12 protein-coding genes and 1 other RNA gene are annotated in these 16,787 nt (G+C 68.3%); 5 read left to right on the top strand and 8 right to left on the bottom strand.

What is annotated here, in order from left to right; all coding sequences use genetic code 11:
- Window positions 1-7 precede the first annotated feature (7 nt).
- A complete protein-coding gene (locus ENSA7_RS35545) occupies window positions 8-1,060 on the top strand; it encodes a UDP-glucuronic acid decarboxylase family protein (RefSeq protein WP_106093854.1) in 1,053 nt (350 codons plus the stop codon).
- Between the two features lie 106 nt (window positions 1,061-1,166).
- Window positions 1,167-1,544: RNase P RNA component class A (rnpB, locus tag ENSA7_RS35540), an RNA gene on the top strand.
- Between the two features lie 17 nt (window positions 1,545-1,561).
- Here the strand turns inward: rnpB and ENSA7_RS35535 are convergent.
- The 3 genes from ENSA7_RS35535 to ENSA7_RS35525 all read right to left on the bottom strand — a co-directional run bounded on the left by ENSA7_RS35535 (window position 1,562) and on the right by ENSA7_RS35525 (window position 6,877).
- Window positions 1,562-3,817 carry a SulP family inorganic anion transporter gene (locus ENSA7_RS35535; RefSeq protein ID WP_219908116.1) on the bottom strand — a complete coding sequence of 752 codons (2,256 nt, stop codon included), beginning with the start codon at window positions 3,815-3,817 and terminating at the stop codon, window positions 1,562-1,564.
- Window positions 3,818-4,039: 222 nt separating this feature from the next.
- Window positions 4,040-6,352, bottom strand: a complete 2,313-nt coding sequence (locus ENSA7_RS35530) for a SulP family inorganic anion transporter (protein ID WP_106093853.1) — start codon at window positions 6,350-6,352, stop codon at window positions 4,040-4,042.
- Window positions 6,353-6,454: 102 nt separating this feature from the next.
- Window positions 6,455-6,877, bottom strand: coding sequence for a hypothetical protein (locus tag ENSA7_RS35525; RefSeq protein ID WP_106093852.1), 423 nt, complete (start codon window positions 6,875-6,877; stop codon window positions 6,455-6,457).
- Between the two features lie 702 nt (window positions 6,878-7,579).
- Here ENSA7_RS35525 and ENSA7_RS35520 point away from each other — a divergent pair.
- From ENSA7_RS35520 to ENSA7_RS35510, 3 genes are all read left to right on the top strand, one after another.
- The gene (locus ENSA7_RS35520) at window positions 7,580-9,667 is read left to right on the top strand and encodes a hypothetical protein (RefSeq protein ID WP_146158519.1); all 2,088 of its coding nucleotides are present in this window, start codon (window positions 7,580-7,582) and stop codon (window positions 9,665-9,667) included.
- Between the two features lie 158 nt (window positions 9,668-9,825).
- Complete coding sequence (locus ENSA7_RS35515) at window positions 9,826-11,436, top strand: HEAT repeat domain-containing protein (RefSeq protein WP_106093850.1); 1,611 nt, start codon at window positions 9,826-9,828, stop codon at window positions 11,434-11,436.
- Window positions 11,436-12,533 carry a M10 family metallopeptidase domain-containing protein gene (locus tag ENSA7_RS35510; RefSeq protein WP_106093849.1) on the top strand — a complete coding sequence of 366 codons (1,098 nt, stop codon included), beginning with the start codon at window positions 11,436-11,438 and terminating at the stop codon, window positions 12,531-12,533. The genes ENSA7_RS35515 and ENSA7_RS35510 overlap by 1 nt, the downstream gene beginning before the upstream one ends.
- Before the next feature lie 29 nt (window positions 12,534-12,562).
- On the opposite strand, the gene ENSA7_RS44570 is transcribed toward ENSA7_RS35510, so the two are convergent.
- The 5 genes from ENSA7_RS44570 to ENSA7_RS35490 all read right to left on the bottom strand — a co-directional run bounded on the left by ENSA7_RS44570 (window position 12,563) and on the right by ENSA7_RS35490 (window position 16,650).
- Window positions 12,563-12,991, bottom strand: coding sequence for an MAPEG family protein (locus ENSA7_RS44570; RefSeq protein ID WP_181234429.1), 429 nt, complete (start codon window positions 12,989-12,991; stop codon window positions 12,563-12,565).
- Between the two features lie 101 nt (window positions 12,992-13,092).
- Complete coding sequence (locus ENSA7_RS44565; protein WP_181234428.1) at window positions 13,093-13,965, bottom strand: hypothetical protein; 873 nt, start codon at window positions 13,963-13,965, stop codon at window positions 13,093-13,095.
- 265 nt (window positions 13,966-14,230) lie between these two features.
- Window positions 14,231-14,824 carry a hypothetical protein gene (locus ENSA7_RS42775; RefSeq protein ID WP_146158518.1) on the bottom strand — a complete coding sequence of 198 codons (594 nt, stop codon included), beginning with the start codon at window positions 14,822-14,824 and terminating at the stop codon, window positions 14,231-14,233.
- Window positions 14,825-14,881: 57 nt separating this feature from the next.
- Complete coding sequence (locus ENSA7_RS35495; protein WP_181234427.1) at window positions 14,882-15,700, bottom strand: hypothetical protein; 819 nt, start codon at window positions 15,698-15,700, stop codon at window positions 14,882-14,884.
- Complete coding sequence (locus tag ENSA7_RS35490; RefSeq protein ID WP_244924017.1) at window positions 15,700-16,650, bottom strand: prenyltransferase; 951 nt, start codon at window positions 16,648-16,650, stop codon at window positions 15,700-15,702. Before ENSA7_RS35490 ends, ENSA7_RS35495 begins: the two co-directional genes overlap by 1 nt.
- Window positions 16,651-16,787: the final 137 nt, after the last annotated feature.

Raw genomic sequence — 16,787 nt, 5'->3', positions numbered from 1 at the left:
GGTCCACATGAGCCACAACAACTTCAAGACAGCGAACCAACTCCTGAACCGAGGGCAGGTGAAGGGCCGCGCGCTGGTGACCGGCGCCGCCGGGTTCATCGGCTCGCACCTGTGTGAGCGACTGATCGCCAGCGGCTACGCGCTGCTGGGTCTCGACAATTTCGTGACGGGTCGCCCGGACAACCTGAGTCGGCTGTGGCGCATGCCCCGGTTTGGGTTCGTCGAGCACGACGTGATCGAGCCGCTCTCGCTCGATCTCGAGGGCGCGCTCGGGGGCAGGCTCGACTGGATCTTTCACCTCGCGAGCCCGGCCTCGCCGCCGCAGTATCAGCGCCATTCGATCGCCTGCATGCGCAGCAACGCCGAGGGCTCGTTTCATCTGCTCGAGCTCGCCCGCCGTCACGGCGCGGGCTTCTTGCTGGCCTCGACCAGCGAGATCTACGGCGACCCGGAGGTTCACCCGCAGCGGGAGTCGTACTGGGGCAACGTCAACCCGATCGGTCCCCGCGCCGTCTACGACGAGGCCAAGCGCTACGCCGAGGCCATGACCGTGGACTTCCAACGCCGGTTCGGGGTCGACACGCGGATCGTCCGGATCTTCAACACCTACGGCCCACGCATGGCGCCGGACGACGGTCGGGTGATCTCGAATTTCATCACCCAGGCGCTGCGGGGCGGGCCGTTGACGGTCTACGGCGACGGCACCCAGACCCGCGCGTTCCAGTACGTCAGCGATCTGCTCGATGGGATCATGCGGCTGACCGAGGTCGCCACCCACGAGCCGATCAACCTGGGCAACCCCGACGAATTCACCGTGCTCGAGCTCGCGAAGCTGACCCGGGAGCTCGTCGACGCGCGGGTCGACATCGTGTTCGAGCCGCTGCCAATCGACGACCCCAGGCGCCGCCGGCCGGACATCAGCCGCGCGAAGCAACTGCTGGGCTGGCAGCCGAGGGTCCCGCTGCTCGACGGCCTGACCCGCACGCTCGCGTACTTCAGGGCGCAGCTGCGGGTGCCGCCGATCCCACGTCGGAGTCAGGCGCCGCGCCAGGGTCTGTGACGCCAGCAACCGGGGCCGCGGCGCCATTCGCGACTCGCGACCCTGACGCGCGGCCCCTACACCCGCCCGCCGAGCTGTGCTAGATACCGGGGCGGAAGCGAAAGGGTTCAGAGGCTGAGGTGATCGCGGTCGGAGCTGCTCACGCGGCTCGCAGATCGAGGAAAGTCCGGGCCCCACAGGGCAGGGTGCTTGCGAAACGCAAGTCGGGGTGACCCGCAGGAAAGTGCCACAGAAAGCAAACCACCGGCGTTCGCGTCGGTAAGGGTGAAAGGGTGCGGTAAGAGCGCACCGGGCTCTCGGTGACGAGGGTCGCATGGTAAACCCCACTCGGAGCAAGGCCGAACAGGGACATGTCCGAGACCTTCGGGTCGAAGACGAGGGGTGGCCCGCCCCGTCCCGGGTAGTGCCGCGAAGAAGAATGATCACCACCTGAGCGAGGCAACGAACTCAGGGACAAAACCCGGCTTACGATCCTGTGGGCCCCTTCGTCTTCCGCTTTTTTCATAGACCGATCGCTTCGTCGGTCATGAAGTCCATCTTCCCGGTCGAGACGTCGTAGAGCGCGCCAACAATGGCGATGCGGCGCTCGGTGACCAACCGCGCGAGGGTCTCGCTGGAGCTGACGATCCCCTGGACCACCGCGAGCACGTTGCGGCGCGCGACCTCGTCGATCAGCGCGCGCTGGCGCTCGCTCGACAGCTGGGTGAACCCCTCGATGACGCTTGGATCGATGTTGCGCTGGATGTCGTCGAGGATCGTGTGAAGGTGCTGGCAGTCAGCCGCGTGCTCGGGCGGCGGCGGTGACACGGCCTGGTGGACGGCGGCGGTGACGGCCCCGCAGTGGGTGTGACCGAGCACGACGATCAGGCGTGAGCCCGCGACCCCACACGCGAACTCCATGCTGCCGATGACCTTGGGGCTGATCACGTTGCCGGCCACCCGCACGCTGAACACGTCGCCGATGCCGAGGTCGAACAACAGCTCGGCGGGGGTGCGCGAGTCGATGCAGCTGAGCACGACCGCCAGCGGATGCTGGCCCTGCGCGGTCGCCCCGACCTGGCGCGCGAGATCGCGGTTGAGTCGCTGACCGTCGACGAAGCGGTGGTTGCCCTGACGCAGGATCTCGAGCACCTGCGCGGGCGTGACCTGATCTTGCAGCTCGCGCGTCGAGTAGTCGACGAACAGCACCTGGTCCTCGAGCTCGTACTTGTCAGCGAAGCCGACCATCGACAATTTCACGCCCCGGGCCGGGGCCGTCACGTCGCGATACTCGCGGATCAACGCCAGCACGTCAGGATCGATGTAGGTGCTGGCTTGCGCATCCAAGAGCACGTGGCTGCCGCGAGGGACATCCTCGAGCACGCGCTCGAGCGCGCTCTGGTTGAGAAAGCTGACCTGCTCGGCGAGCTCGATGTGCAGCACCTCGTTGGCCAGGTGCTTCTCCGTGATCTTCCGAACCGGGCGGTGGACCTGACGGTGAAGGACGAACAGCAGGCTGACCCCCATGCCGATGCCCAGACCGATGAGCAGATCCGTGAGCACGATCCCGAGCACGGTCGCCATGAACGGGACGAACTGGTCGCGCCCGCCGTCCCACATCTGCCGCACCACCTTGGGGCTGGCCAGACGAAAGCCTGTGACCAGCAGGATCGCCGCCAGACACGCCAGCGGGATCCGGTTGAGCGCCCACGGCAAGCCAACGACGGTGACCAGCAGCAGCACCGCATGCACGACCGCCGAGAGCTTGGTCTTGGCCCCATACTGAACGTTGACGGTGCCGCGAATGATCACCGAGGTGATCGGCAGGCCGCCGAGTAACCCGGCCACGATGTTGCCGGCCCCCTGCGCGAGCAGCTCGCGGTTGGGCGGCGAGCTGCGCTGCTGCGGATCGATGCGGTCGACGGCCTCGAGGTTGATCAGCGTCTCGAGCGAGGCGACCAGGGCGATCGTCACCGCCGCCACGTACACCGCCGGGTTCGACCACTGCGAGAAGTCGGGCAGGGTCAGGAGATCGACGAAGCCGGTCAACCCCTCGACGACCGGGACCTGAACCATGTGGCTGGCGGAGATGGCCCAGGGGCTGCCGAGCGTCTCGAACGAGAGCGCCAGGCTCACGCCCAGGATCCCGACCGCCAGCGGCGCCGGAAACCGCTTCAGGCTCTCGACGCGACCCCACATGAACATCAGCGCGAGCGACAGCAGGCCGATCACGGCGGCGCCAACGTGCAGATCGCCCGCGATCTCGAGCAGCTCGGAGAAGGTGTTCTCGCGGTCGGGCTGGGCGAACGACATCTCGCCCTCGGGATCGGTGTCGTGCCCGAGCACGTGGGGGATCTGCTTGAGGATCAGGATCACGCCGATCGCCGCGAGCAGGCCCTTGATCACGCTGGTCGGCACAAACGACGCCAGCGCGCCGGTCCGCGCCAGACCAAAGCCGAGCTGCAGCACCCCCGCGATCGCGACCGCGAGCAGGAACGCGTCAAAGCTCCCGAGCGCGGCGATCTGGGCCAGGACCACGGCCACGAGCCCCGCCGCCGGGCCGCTGACGCTGGTGTGGGAGCCGCTGAGCGAGCCGACGACCAGCCCACCGACGATCCCGCTGATCAGCCCCGAGATCAGCGGCGCGCCCGAGGCCAGCGCGATGCCCAGACACAGCGGCAGCGCGACCAGGAACACGACCGTGGCAGCCAGCAGATCGCTGGCCACCGTGGCGCCCAGCTTCGGGGCCGCTGCGGGTGGGTCGCCGTGATTACCCACCGCTCAGGTATGCACGAACTCGTGCACACACGAGGCAGCCCGCGGCCGGTGCCGGCCGCGGGCTCGTGTTGTTCGTCAGCTAGCGCCGCTCAAACGCAGCCAGAGCGCTCGCGGAAAAGTGTGCAGCGTGACCGCGAGCGGCCCGGGGACCCTGACGTCGGCGCGCGCGCGCGGCTGGTTGGGCCGTGGGGGCGCGCGCGACGTCAACCGCCGCGCGCGGCGTCACTCAGCTCGGGCGAGCTGAAAACCCTCGTCCGTGTGAGCGGCGAGGCCGATGGCGTCGTCGACCATGAACTCCATCGTGCCGGTCGACACGTCGTAGAGGACCCCGACAATCGCGATCCGCTGCTCGGCGACCAGCTTCGCGATGGTCTCGCTGGAGCTGACCACCCCCCGCACGGTTGCGAGCACGTTGGCGCGCGCGACGTCGTTGATCATCTCGTCTTGGCGCTCGGACGACGCAGCCTCGAACTCTCGCACGACGTCCTCACCGACGCTGGCCTCGATGTCCTCGAGGATCGTGTGCAGGTGCTGGCAGCGCGGTGGCTCGTCGGCTGGCGGCGGCGAGACGGCCTGCTTGACGGCGGCCGTGACGGCGCCGCAGCGGGTGTGGCCGACCACCGCGATCAACCGCGAGCCGGCGACCTCACACCCGTACTCCATGCTGCCCAGGACCTTGGGGCTGAGCACGTTGCCAGCCACACGCACGCTGAACACGTCACCCAGGCCCACATCGAACAACAGCTCGGCGGGGGTGCGCGAGTCGATGCAGCTGAGCACCACGGCCAGCGGGTGCTGACCCTGGGCGGTCGCCCCAACCTGACGCGCGAGGTCGCGGTTGAGCCGCCGACCCTCGGCGAAGCGCTGGTTGCCCTGCCGCAAGATCTCGAGCACCTGATCCGGCGAGACTTGGTCCTGCAGCTCGCGGGTCGAGTAGTCGACGAACAGGATCTTGTCCTCGAGCTCGTACGCGTCGCGGAAGCCGATCATCGACAGCTTCACACCCCGGGCGGGGGCCACCACGTCGCGATAGTCGCGGATCAACGCCAGCACGTCGGGGTCGATATAGACGCTGGCTTGGGCATCCAGCAGCACGTGGCGGCCGCGTGGGAGCTCCTCGAGCACCCGCTCGAGCGAGGTCTGATTGAGGAAGCTGACTTGCTCGGCCAGCTCGATGTGGAGCACCTCGCCGCTGAGGTGCTTCTCCGAGATCTGGCGAACCGGGCGGCGGAGCTGGCGACTGAGGATGAACAGCAGGCTGACCCCCATGCCGATGCACAGACCCACGAGCAGATCCGTGAACACGATCGCAACCACGGTGACGGCGAACGGAATGAACTGGTCGCGGCCCGCCGCCCACATCTTGCGAATGATCGCGGGGCTCGCCAGCCGATACCCGGTGAGGAGCAGGATCGCGGCCAGACACGCCAGCGGGATCCGGTTGAGCGCCCACGGCAAGCCGACCACGGTGACCACCAGCAGCACGCCGTGGATGATCGCCGAGAGCTTGGTCTTGGCCCCGGACTGGACGTTGACCGAGCCGCGGATCACCACAGACGTGATCGGCAGGCCACCGACCAAGCCCGCCACGATGTTGCCGGCCCCCTGGGCCAGCAACTCACGATTCGGCGGTGAGCTGCGCTGCTCGACGTCGAGCCGATCGACGGCCTCGAGGTTGAGCAGGGTCTCGAGCGAGGCGACCACCGCGATCGTCACCGCGGCCACGTAGATCGCCGGGTTGGACCACTGCGTGAAGTCTGGCCAGGTCAGCAGGCCGACGAAGCCCGAGACACCTTCTACCTCCGGGACCCGGACCATGTGACTGGCGGAGACCGCCCAAGGCCCGCCCAGCGCGTCAAACGCGAAGGTCATGCCCACGCCGAAGATCACGACAGCGAGCGGGGCCGGAAACCGCTTCACCGCCTCGATGCGAGTCCACAGCAACAGCAGCGCCAGCGACAGCACGCCGATCACGGCCGCGCCCACGTGCAGGTCACCCGCGATTGCGAGCAGCTCGGAGAAGGTGTTCTCGTGATCGGGCTGCTCGAAGGCCATCTCGCCCTCGGGATCGGTGTCGTGCCCGAGCACGTGCGGGATCTGCTTGAGGATCAGGATCACGCCGATCGCCGCGAGCAGGCCCTTGATCACGCTGTTCGGCACGAATGATGCCAGCGCGCCAGTCTTGGCCAGGCCCAGGCCGAGCTGCAGGACGCCCGCGATCATGACCGCCAACAAGAACGCCTCGAAGCTGCCGAGCGTCGCGATCTGCGCGAGCACGACCGCCACGAGCCCCGCCGCCGGACCGCTGACGCTCGTGTGTGAGCCGCTGAGCGACCCCACGACGATGCCGCCGACGATGCCGCTGATGATGCCGCTGATCAGCGGCGCGCCAGATGCGAGGGCGATTCCCAGACACAGCGGCAGCGCGACCAGGAACACGACGGCGCCGCTGAGGAGATCGCTGCTCAGCGTCTTGCCGAGACCGGCTGGGGTGGATTCGGATGTGGGTGTGGGTGGAGACGATTGCTTTTTCATGCGAACAACAACAACAGGACTAACGACACGACAGCGGGGGGCTGCGACCCGTGCTCATTGCACGTCAGTGCGTGGGAGCGAGGTGAGCCGCAGCGGCGATGACTAGATCGCGCCGGAGTCGGGGTCGGGGTCGTCGTCTGTTGCTGAGATTCGCCGAAGTCGGCGACTGATCGCAGGCGCACGCGGTGTGGGTGCGATCACCCGTGGCACGAAGAACCAATTGCGCGAGCGCGCGTGGGGTTCGAGGTTGGATCGGGCCCGACGTGCGTCGCACATCTCCAGGGCCTCGTACTCGCCCGACTCCGTGTCGCGCGACGGTTCGGTCAGATCCTCGTGGGACTCCTGACCGTGCTCGCCGAACTCGCCCCGCTCACCCTCGCCCTCACCCTTGACCGATGACGCGTTGGCGGTGCCCACCAGCGAGAGGGAGATCACCACCAAGATCGCGGCATGCAGCACGCGAGCGACGACACGGGCGACCGCGGCGATCCCCGAGGGACGCGAGCGCTGAAGCAGGGGGCCCAAGGAGCGCGGACTGTATCACCAACCGCGAGCTCGAACTACGAGTCGGGGGTTGTCGGCGGCGACAGCCCCAGCGCGACCGCGACCGCGACTCACCGCGCAGCAAACGCTACACGCCAGCGCAGGGCCCAGTCGCAGCTCGATGGGTTCGGACCCCGAGTCGGCACTGGGAACAGAGCCCGACGAGCAAGCTCACGGTGGAGGCTGACCTCGTCGTCGGGCTCGAGCGAGAACTCGAGCGGGCTACGGGCCTGGTCGTCGGGCACGCCAACACACCCAACGGCCTCGACCTCCTCTCGCCCGCGTCGAACTCCGCAAGCGCGCGGATGCGCCGGTTTCGCGCGAGCCCGCGTGGCTTTCGAGGCTGCCCAGGGCTCGAGCCCGAGCATTCGGCAGCTGGCGATCAGCGGCAGCCGGGCCCAGCACCAGAGCCGCCCCTCATTCTTGGCTGCAAGAATGCCCCAGACGGCCCCCAAAAGGGATCCGCGCCGGTATCGGTCTGACCGATGGGAGAGAACAACTCGGTTGAGTGGCCGGCGATACGCGCCCTCCCATACTCCCCTCCTCGACCGCTGAGGCCGACGTTCCGAAGCCACAGCAGACCCATACAAGCCTATGAAGACCTCCACAGAACTTACAAATCGTCACTCGACCAAATTGCTCGGGTTGGTGTGTTTACTCGGCCTCGTCGCTTGCAGCGAGGAGGTGGATACGAGCGAATCGACCGCGTTCGAGTCGGTCGAGATCACCCGTGTCGAGCTCGGACGCGACCTCGAGCCGGCCTTCCTCAACGAGCGAATCCCGATCACGATCGGCATCACGGCACACAGCGGCGTCCCCGGGGAGGAGCCAACCGAATCTGTGCCGCTGGTGGTCACCTTTGTCGACCCGCAAGACCCCGACGAGGTCGGGTGCAGCTCGAACGGGATGCTGTTCGATCTGGTCGGCGACGGCGTCGAGCACGAGTACGAAGGCTTCATCTGGCCACCCAACAACTGCGCCCACCTCACGGGCAAGACCGTGACCCTGCAGATCGAGCTGGACCCGACCGCCGAGCAGCCGTTGATCGAGCCCCTCGTGCTCTCACAAGCGCGGGCGGAGGAGCCTGCAAACGCCGCATGCCGCAACCCGGAGCCGGGTTGTGTGCAGGAGTTCCGCCTCGAGATTCCTGAGTCCAATCAGGTCGACATCGAGTTCGCCGGCTTCGATTCGGAGTCGTCGGTGGGCGTGATCCCGCCGCTCGCTCTCCCCACCGAGGGCACGCCGGAGCGGGCGACGCCTATCCTGGTCGCGCAGAACCTGCTCGTCTTCAACGGACGCGACCCCTACGAGTCGCCGATCGACGCCGACACGATCCCCGCGGAGCTGTTGGCCGCGAACCCGGACATCGCCGAGGAGCTTCGCTTCGGTCGCTCGCCGGACCAGGTCGAGACGCTCGACGATCTGCCGGGTCCGCTCCACCTCAGGTACGAGATCACGGCGGCCGCGGACGGCGAGACCTGGCTGCCCTTGGGCATCGGCGAAGGCGACGCGACCGTCGACGAGGCGGTGCTCACCGAGCTGCTGCCCGGGACGCCCAACGTCATTGCCCATGACCTGTACCTGGAGGGGGCGGCCTACGACGCCGTGCTCGATCCAGAGCAGTGGCTCGGCGAGGAAGCCTTCGTGGTGCGCAGCTGCTTCACCACCGACTTCCCGCAGTTTCGCGCGCTCGCGGACGAAGCCAAGTGCCGGACGATCGACGTGCTGCTGGTGCCGCAGGGCGACGTCGAGAGCGGTGCGACCTCGTTCGGGTTTGACAGGGAGAGCAACTCCAGCCACGGCAACAGTCGAATCAAGCTGGAGTCTCGCTTCGCGACCAGCAACCACGTCGGCCTCGACGGTGTGTTTAGCAACACCGAGGCCAACTTGACCGTGAAGGGCGACATCGGGAAGAGCTTCACGCTGGATCTCGTGCGGGCCAACGCGACGCTCGACGCTCCCCTGCTCGGGGACCGCTCGGTCGACGTGGGCCTGAGGATCTTCAACGACGACGTGTTTAGCTTCGCCGAGCAAGCGTCGGGTCTCACCGTCAGCGAAGACGTGGTGTTCAGCAGGAGCAAGACGATCGTCAGGGCCCGGTTCATGTTCGGCCCGGTCCCAGTCAGCTTCAACCTCGACGCGGGCGGGGCGGTCGGCATCCTCGCCGAGGGCAGCGCGACCTTCCTTCAGGGCGAGGAGGCGTGCCGGCCCCACCTGCCGCTGGCCTCTGCGGAGGACTTCGAGTCTCGCGCAGCGCAGGAGCAGGTCATCGCGAATATCGAGTCGACGATCGAGCAACTCCCAGCCGGACCTGTGAAGACGCTGCTGCGGCAAATTCTTCTGGCCCCGCTACGCAACGTCGTCACCGGCAACCCCTTCGACCCCGGCGAGTCGAGCCTCTCGGAGTGCGTCGCCCTCGAGGCGTCAGTGGGTCCGACGATGAACCTCACGGCCAGCGCGTTTGGTGGGATCGACATCGGCATCGCGAAGGCGGGCGTGCAGCTCGACCTGGTCCTTGCCCAGGTCGACCTGCCGCTGACGGGCAAGCTGAGCCTGGGGCGCAACGAACAGTCCCAGTTTCTCGCCTTCGCCAGCACCCAGCTCGACCTCATCTTTCAACCGCTGGACGGCGACCTGAAGCTCGTCGGCAAGCTCAAGCTCGGCCCCTTCAAGAAATCGAAGTCGGTCTCGATCGTGAAGTTCCGCGTCGACCCGATCGAGAAGAGCTTGCTGAGTCGTAGCACCCTCGCTGCCGAGGTCCTCACGCCATGAAACCCATCGTTGTCGGAGCTCTGGGCTCCTCGATCGTCATGTGCGCGACCGCAGCGTACTTCTTGCTAGCGCCCACGGCTCCCGCGGCTTCCTCTCGGCCCTCCGCCTCTCAGGCGGGGGGCCGCCCCATTGGCTGCACGTTCGAGCCGGGCTCGACCGTGGCCTACGACCTGAGCTCGACGGTGTCGGCGCGTGGCCAAGACGGCGCGCTTCACCCCGAGACCGACGAGTTCTCGGCGGTCGTCAGCGCCCACGTGGTCGCGGCCAGCGAAGCACGAGCTTCCTTGCAGATCGCCTTGTCCGAGGTCGAGCTGCGCCAGAACCTGGCCCAGCCCGAAGACCGCATTCACCAGCCGCTCGGCGATACGTTTGAGATAGACGTCGCGCCCTCGTGTCGAATCGTCGAATTCCGCTTTCCTCAGGACTGGTCGGACGCCGCCCAGCGCCTCGTGGCCGGCGCGCTGCGAACCCACGAGCACGTGCTGCAGTCCGACGCCACCTGGGAGGTCGACCAGACCGACACCCTGGGGCGATACCGGGCCCAATACACACGTACGGACAATGCCGTCAGCCGACGCAAGGTCCTGTATTACGACGACAACGGGCTCGCGGCGTTTGGCATGAAGATCCTGGTTCCGCATGCTTCGGCCCGGGCGAGCTTCGACGCTGAGGGCATCGTTCGCTCCGATGTGCGCGAGCGGGTCCAGATTCGAGTGGGCAGTGAGACCCGCGCGGACCTCGACCAGCGCTCGCTGCTCGTGCGCGACGACTCGAAGTACCAGGCACCCGCCGCGGCCGAGGTGCTCGCGGTGGCCGACCCCTTCGTCGTCCACGAGGCGGGGACCCCCGCTCTGCCCAAAGCACCGGCCAGCCTGGCCGAGGCGCGGGCGCTCTATGAAGCGTTGGCGGCGGTCCTCGATCCCTTCACCGTGAGCCAGGCACGATCGCTGGCCGGGCTCATCGCGGCCTACCCGAGCCTCGCCGACGATCTGGTGGCACGCCTCGAGGGGGACGAGCTGGGCGAGGTGGCCCGCTCGTCGATCTTTTGGGCGCTCGAGCTGGCCGCGACCGACCACGCACGGGCGCACCTGACCTCGCTCGTCGACTCGCCGCGGCCGAACGACCGGATCCGGGCTGCGGTCGCGCTGTCCGCCGTCGCACCGACCCTCGAGGTCGGTCAGCGGCTGCTGGACATGTACTACGAGGACTTGCAGCCGACCGCCGCCACGGCAGGTCTGCTCGCGCTCGGCGTGGTCGGGGCGAACGGCGACGAGTCGGCGCAACGCTTCGCACGCGAGAGCATCGGCGCCGCCTTCGAGGACGCGCAGACCCATGGCCAGACGCTCGCAGCGCTGTCCGCCATGGGAAACACCGGCGATCCCGAGTTCATGCCGCAGCTGGCCATGAGCCTGCACGACGAGGATCCGAGCGTCCGGGGCAAGGCCGCCGAGGCGATGCGCCACCTCGGCGATGACGCCCGCCCGCACCTTCAGGCGGCGCTCGAGATCGAGGTTGAACCGGGGGCGGCGAAATCAGTCATGAGGACGCTGCGCGAGATTGGCCCGCCGCGTCGCGACGATCTGGGTTGGGCGGCCGAGCGCCTCGACGCGGCGCCGTCCATCGCCGTCCGGGGTGAGCTCATCGCGTGGCTGGCCGCGGACCCCACGGCCGAAGGCTCGGCGATCCTCATCGACCGCTTCCACACCGAGCCGTCGAGCGCCCTGCGTCAGCTGATTGGCCGCTACGTGCCGGCCTCGGAGCTGCGATGATGAACGGCGTGATGCGGGTGCTGGGCGTCGTCGCGCTCAGCCTCACATCGACCGGGTGCGACTTTGCCGGGTCCGACGGGGCTGGCGACAGCGAGTCGCAGGCCGACGCGTCGGCCTGGACCTACGTCGGCGAGTTCGCCTACGCCCCGCACGACGACGAGCTGCTGACCCTGCCGGTCGAGCTCGCCGACGCTGGGCAAGGCTTCGCGCTGTTCGCCGAGGTCGACGGGTGTGCCCAAGTCGCGAGGCTCGAGGACGACACGAGCACCTGGGTCAGCGCGCTGGAGAGCGGCGCCTCGTGTGCCGCGTGTGAGGAACGGTTCTCGGTGATCGCGGGGGCCGGGCTGCTGGTCCACGCTCCCCCCGAACCCCGCTCCGGCCCCGCGCGGCTGCGGCTCGGCAAGATCGATTGTGGAACCCTCAGCCGTGTGCGCCCGAGCGCCGACGCACCCGCGAGCAGCGTACGTCTGTGGGTCCGTGAGCTGCCCACGCTACCCAACGAGCTGGTGGTGCCGCTTCGTTTTCATCACGGTCCCTTCTCGTCGCGGGCCTCGGATGCCGAGTCCGAGGCCCTGCTGGCCGAGGTCGCTGCCCTGCTCGCCCCGACGGGTGTTCGGGTCGTACTCGACGGCTCATCCAACGACGACACCCTGCCCGATTCGATCCACTGGTTCGAGGGTGACCCGAGCGCGCTCGAGCCCCACGTCGAGCCCGAGGACGGCGTGGTCGACGTGGTGTTCGCCGGCTGTCTGGAACACGTGCACCCCGAGCTCGGAACCCACACCCTGCTCGACGGCTTGGTCCCGCGAATCCCTGCCCAGGCAGCCCCGGGCGCCGGGATCTTCCTTCGCGGTCGAGCGTGCACCGCAGCCTCGCTCGGCCCCACGTCCGTGTCCGTCGAGGTGCAGGCCCGCGTGCTCGCCCATGAGCTGGGGCACTACCTGGGGCTACATCACGCGGTGACGACCGACGGCCAGGCAGCCACCCTCATGGCCCCCAACCCCTCGCTCGTCGTCGACCCGCGATTCAGCCCCGCGCAGGCCGAGCGCATGCGGCTGCACGCGGCGCTGCTCAGCGAAGCCATGCCCGATCGCTGACGAGCCGCGCGATGAACCATGCGCCGACTTCATCCCGCCAAGACCATCGCGACGATGTGCCCCGAGAGCACGAGACAGACCAACACCCCGACCAGGTAGAAGCGGTTTCGCAGGGGCTGGGTCGGCCGCAGGAAGGTCAGCGTGTGACCGATCCGAGCGAGCACGAAGATCGGAAAATAGACGTGCACGCCTGTCTCCCAGCAGCCGAGTTGCACGTAGGCGAGCGCGAGGAACGAGAACATCGGGATGTTCTCGAGATCGTTGCGGAGCGCTCGCTGGCCTCGCTCGGCGAGCGGATGATCGGCGGCGCCCGCCGTCCCACCGAACGCCGCCGCGTCCTCGGGGTAGGCGAAGGTCTTCGACTTCATCCGCGCGACCCCTTGCACGAACGCGGTGGCGAACATCTTGAGAAACAGCGCGACAATCGTGAGGGCGAAAGCCTGCCAAGGCGAGAGCATCGGCGCCAATCGTAGTCGCTCGAGTGTTCGTCGGCGAGCGCCTCGCCAGTGGGGGCTGCGCAGACCGGATGCGCGAGCTCGCGGGCGATGGAGCGACCGACTCAGCCCTTGCGGCGGCGCAGCGCCAGAATCGGGAGCCCGACGGGCACCGCCAACATGCAGACCCACAGCGACGCGACCGACTGCAGCCTGATCCCGCTGTCGATGCTGACCAACACGGTCGCGAGCAACCCAGCGGCCAGACCCGCGCGCACCCGTAGATGCGAGAGCGGCTGCGCGTCGACGTCCCCGAGCGAGCGCGGGCGTGGGTACAACCCAGCCGCGATCGCGCATAGCCCCGCGATCGTGGCGAACACGGGCGAGTGCGCCGGGAGCCCGAGCGGCGCGATGCCGACGATGATCCGCGCGACGACGACCAGCGCCAGCGCCCCCGCGAAGCCAAGGTGACGTCGGCGTTGCTGCTGCTCGCCGGGGACCGGCAGCAGCGCGTCGAAGCCGAGCGCGAGCACGCCGACCACACCCAGCGTCCAGCTCACCAGCCACGTCCCGGCTGCGAAGCCGATCATCGCGATCACGGAGTCGCCGAGCTCCGCCGGCTTGCCGGTGCTGCGGTTGAGCAACCGCGCGGCGAGCAAGGCCATCGCCAGGATCAACAGCGACTGGGCCCCGACGCGCGGCCACACGGCGAGCGCCAGTCCGACCGCGATAAACGCCGCCAGGTTGTCGTCGGGTGACAGCTCTCGCGTCAGCGCCCAGGTCAAGAACACCGTCAGGGTGACGTTGAACCCGGCCTGCATCGCCTCGCCAACAGCGACACCGTCGAGCAACGAAGTCACCACCCAAAACACCAGCACCAGCGGCACCAACACCAGCACAGCCTTGTTGGTCGCGTAGGCCGGATCGACTGGCCGGGCGATCCCCGACATGCGATAGGCCGGACGCAGCGGCGGTTTCTCGCTCTTGGGCTCGGTCATGGTGGAGCTTAGCTCGTATTGAGCCCGCAGCCGCCGCGCATTTGTTGGACTGAGCCGTCTGAAACGCCGAAATTCTACATTACGTGCTTGGTGCTCGTGGTCGACGCGGCCTGTAGCGGCGTCAATGGGGCGTCGCGTGCGGGTCGGGTCAAGCCAATCGAGTTGACGCCTCGTGGTCGTGATATTCAGATGTGGCCCGTGGCTCCCGTATCATGGCGGCCGGCCACGAACTCGAGGCGGTCGAGCGATTCGTGCACGGCTGGCCTCACTCCCCTTCGCCGCGGCAGCGAGGGATCGTCATCAGGCCCCACTGCCCGCGATACTCGAACACGTCGCTGACCTCGAACCCGGCGACGGGCGCCTCGGGATCATCGCTGACCTCTATCACGTTGATGATCTGATAGATCCGCAAGTCGGGACAGCGGTCGACCCAGTAGGCGATGAAGCCGTCATCGTCCATTGGCGCGTTCTTGCCGGCGACCCGCGCCTTGACCTCGGTGAGGAAGGTGTCCTCGTCGATCGGCGCAAACACTTCCTGACAGTGCGCCGCCGCGGCGTCGAGATTGGTCTCCGTATAGGGCGTGACCCCGACCGTATAATCGTGGCACATCGACTCGATCTGGCCTTCGGTCGCGATCGTCGGCCGGACCGACCCGGGGTCGCCCCTGCGCATCGCATCGAGCACCGTGACGAGCAGCTCGTCGGCGCTCGGGTAGAGCACCATGTTGTCGGCGCTCTGGGGCTCGACGGTCGGCGCGGACGAAGAACCATCACAGGCGGCGATCAGGGGCAGGACGCTGACGAGCGAGAGCAGGCGACGCATGCGCTCGGTGATGCCCGAGCGAGGCTGCGCCCGCAAGCGCGCGGATGCGCCGATGGCCTTCGAGGCTGGATCGGGCCCGACCGCGAGCTCGAACTACGAGTCGGGCGTTGTCGGCAGCGCCAGCCCGAGCTCGTGCGCGACCTCGACTCGCCTCACGGCAAACGCGACACGCCAGCGCAGGTCCCAATCGCAGCTCGAGGCGTCCGGATCCCAAGTCGGCACCGGGATCAGATCCCGGCGGGCAAGCTCCCGGTGGAGGGTGACCTCGTCGTCGGGCTCACGCGAGAACTCGAACGGGTTGCGGGCCTGGTCGTCGGGCAAGCTGGGGTACTTGCCGTCGTCTCGCTCGATCAGCTCGAGCAGCTCGAGCCCACGCGCATGCATGTGCGCCAGGAACTCCGGAGAGAACGGCGTCGGTGGTCGGGCGTGCAGCGAGGGCTCGCGCGCGACCCACTTGGCCCAGTCGAACCCGTACACGAAGTCGTGCACGTACGAGAAGTTGATCGCGGTGGCCTGACCGTACAGATGCTGGAGCGTGGCCATGCGCTGGAACTGATCCTCGACGTGGGCGATCGCGTCTTCAAATTCGAGCGCGCGGGCCTGGCTGACGATCGAGGTCGCGATGAGGTCGAGATCCCAAAATAGGTTGCCAGGGAACGCGTCGAGCTGGGCCAGGGCCAGCGCGCACAGTCCATGCGCGACCGGCCCGGCGAGCCTCTGCGTGAGCGCGTCGCAGCCAGGCCGATCCGCCAGCTCGACCAGCGCCCGTCGGTGGACCTCGAGCAGCGGCGTCGCGTGCTCTCGCTCGGGGTTGAGGCTGCGCAGCGGCCCGGCCCGGCGCTCGAGCGCCTGATTCGTGGCCCGCAGCTTCGCGTGGAGTTCCCGGTTGAGCGGATCGGCGCTCACCCCCATCAGCCACGCCACCCGAGCACGGTCAGGCCGATCAGAGCGATCGAGAGCAGCACGGCGCTGCGCCACTGGGCCTGGTGAAGAAAGTGCTTGTAGCGCCGCTGGGCCGCGAACTCGTTGGTCTTGGCGTCGGGGCTGACCGCTCGCAGCCGCCGCCAGTTGACCAGGATCACGATCACCGCGAGCGCGCCGATCGGGCCCGGGATCACGCCGCTGATCCGCATGCTCACCGCCCAGACCAAGCACGCGGCCAGGACCAGGCGCTCGATCAGCGCGCGGGCGGCCCGGTTGCCGTACTCGCTCGCGTAGGTCCGCTTGCCGCCGCGACGGTCGCTCTGCTCGTCGGCGAGGCCGCTGGCGATCGCGCTGGCGGTCGCCAGCAGGAAGAAGCCCGGCACCAGCCACAGCTCTCGAACCCACACCGACGCGCCGCTCTGCATGAACATGTGAAAGCAGGGCAGCGCGAGCCCGACGCCCAGGCCCTCGAGCCACTCGCCGCCGCCGCGGTAGTTGAGCCGCAGCGGCGCGAAGCTGTAGGCCAGGAACATCGACTGCAGCCCGAGGGCCGCCCAGCCCAAGCTCGGGCGCGCGAGCAGCAGCTCGGCGGCCACGGCCACGCCGACCGCGGCGAGGCCCGCGATCACCCCGGCCGTCAGCAGCGACGAGGCTGGCAGGATCTCGTCGGGGATCGTCTTGGGCGAGCAGTCGTCCGGGAACATCTGCCGCTTGATCCGATCGACGCGGCGGTCGCCCCAGTCGTTGAGGAACACGATGAACAGCAGCTCACAGATCGCGAACGCGAGCCCAAGCCCGAGCGCGAGCGCCGACACGCGGCCCGCCGCCGCGACGCCGAGCGCCTGGCCGAACAGCATCGGCACGAGCAGCTTGGGCCAGCTGTCGAGCTTGGCGGCGTAGATCCAGCGGCCGATCAGGCTGCGCGAGGCTGGGTGCACGCCGCGAAGGTAGCAGAGCCGCCCTGGCCACGGGAAATGTGGCTGCAGCACCCGCTTGGGAGCCCACCCAGATGCGATGACGACGCGGTAGCTGTCGGCGCCCGCGAGACGATCGCCGCGTTGCTCGCCGTGCTCGC

The organism is Enhygromyxa salina, from assembly GCF_002994635.1.
Classification (GTDB): domain Bacteria; phylum Myxococcota_A; class Polyangia; order Nannocystales; family Nannocystaceae; genus Plesiocystis; species Plesiocystis salina_B.
The sequence above is the reverse complement of the archived record's forward strand: the minus strand, read 5'-3'. Positions and strand labels throughout refer to the sequence as shown.

Bases quoted from the DNA above. Each gene is read 5' to 3' on its own strand.
- ENSA7_RS35545 (WP_106093854.1), top strand. From the start codon at position 8: ATGAGCCACAACAACTTCAAGACAGCGAACCAACTCCTGAACCGAGGG.
- ENSA7_RS35530 (WP_106093853.1), bottom strand. From the start codon at position 6,352: ATGAAAAAGCAATCGTCTCCACCCACACCCACATCCGAATCCACCCCA.
- ENSA7_RS35510 (WP_106093849.1), top strand. From the start codon at position 11,436: ATGAACGGCGTGATGCGGGTGCTGGGCGTCGTCGCGCTCAGCCTCACA.
- ENSA7_RS44570 (WP_181234429.1), bottom strand. From the start codon at position 12,991: ATGCTCTCGCCTTGGCAGGCTTTCGCCCTCACGATTGTCGCGCTGTTT.
- ENSA7_RS44565 (WP_181234428.1), bottom strand. From the start codon at position 13,965: ATGACCGAGCCCAAGAGCGAGAAACCGCCGCTGCGTCCGGCCTATCGC.
- ENSA7_RS35495 (WP_181234427.1), bottom strand. From the start codon at position 15,700: ATGGGGGTGAGCGCCGATCCGCTCAACCGGGAACTCCACGCGAAGCTG.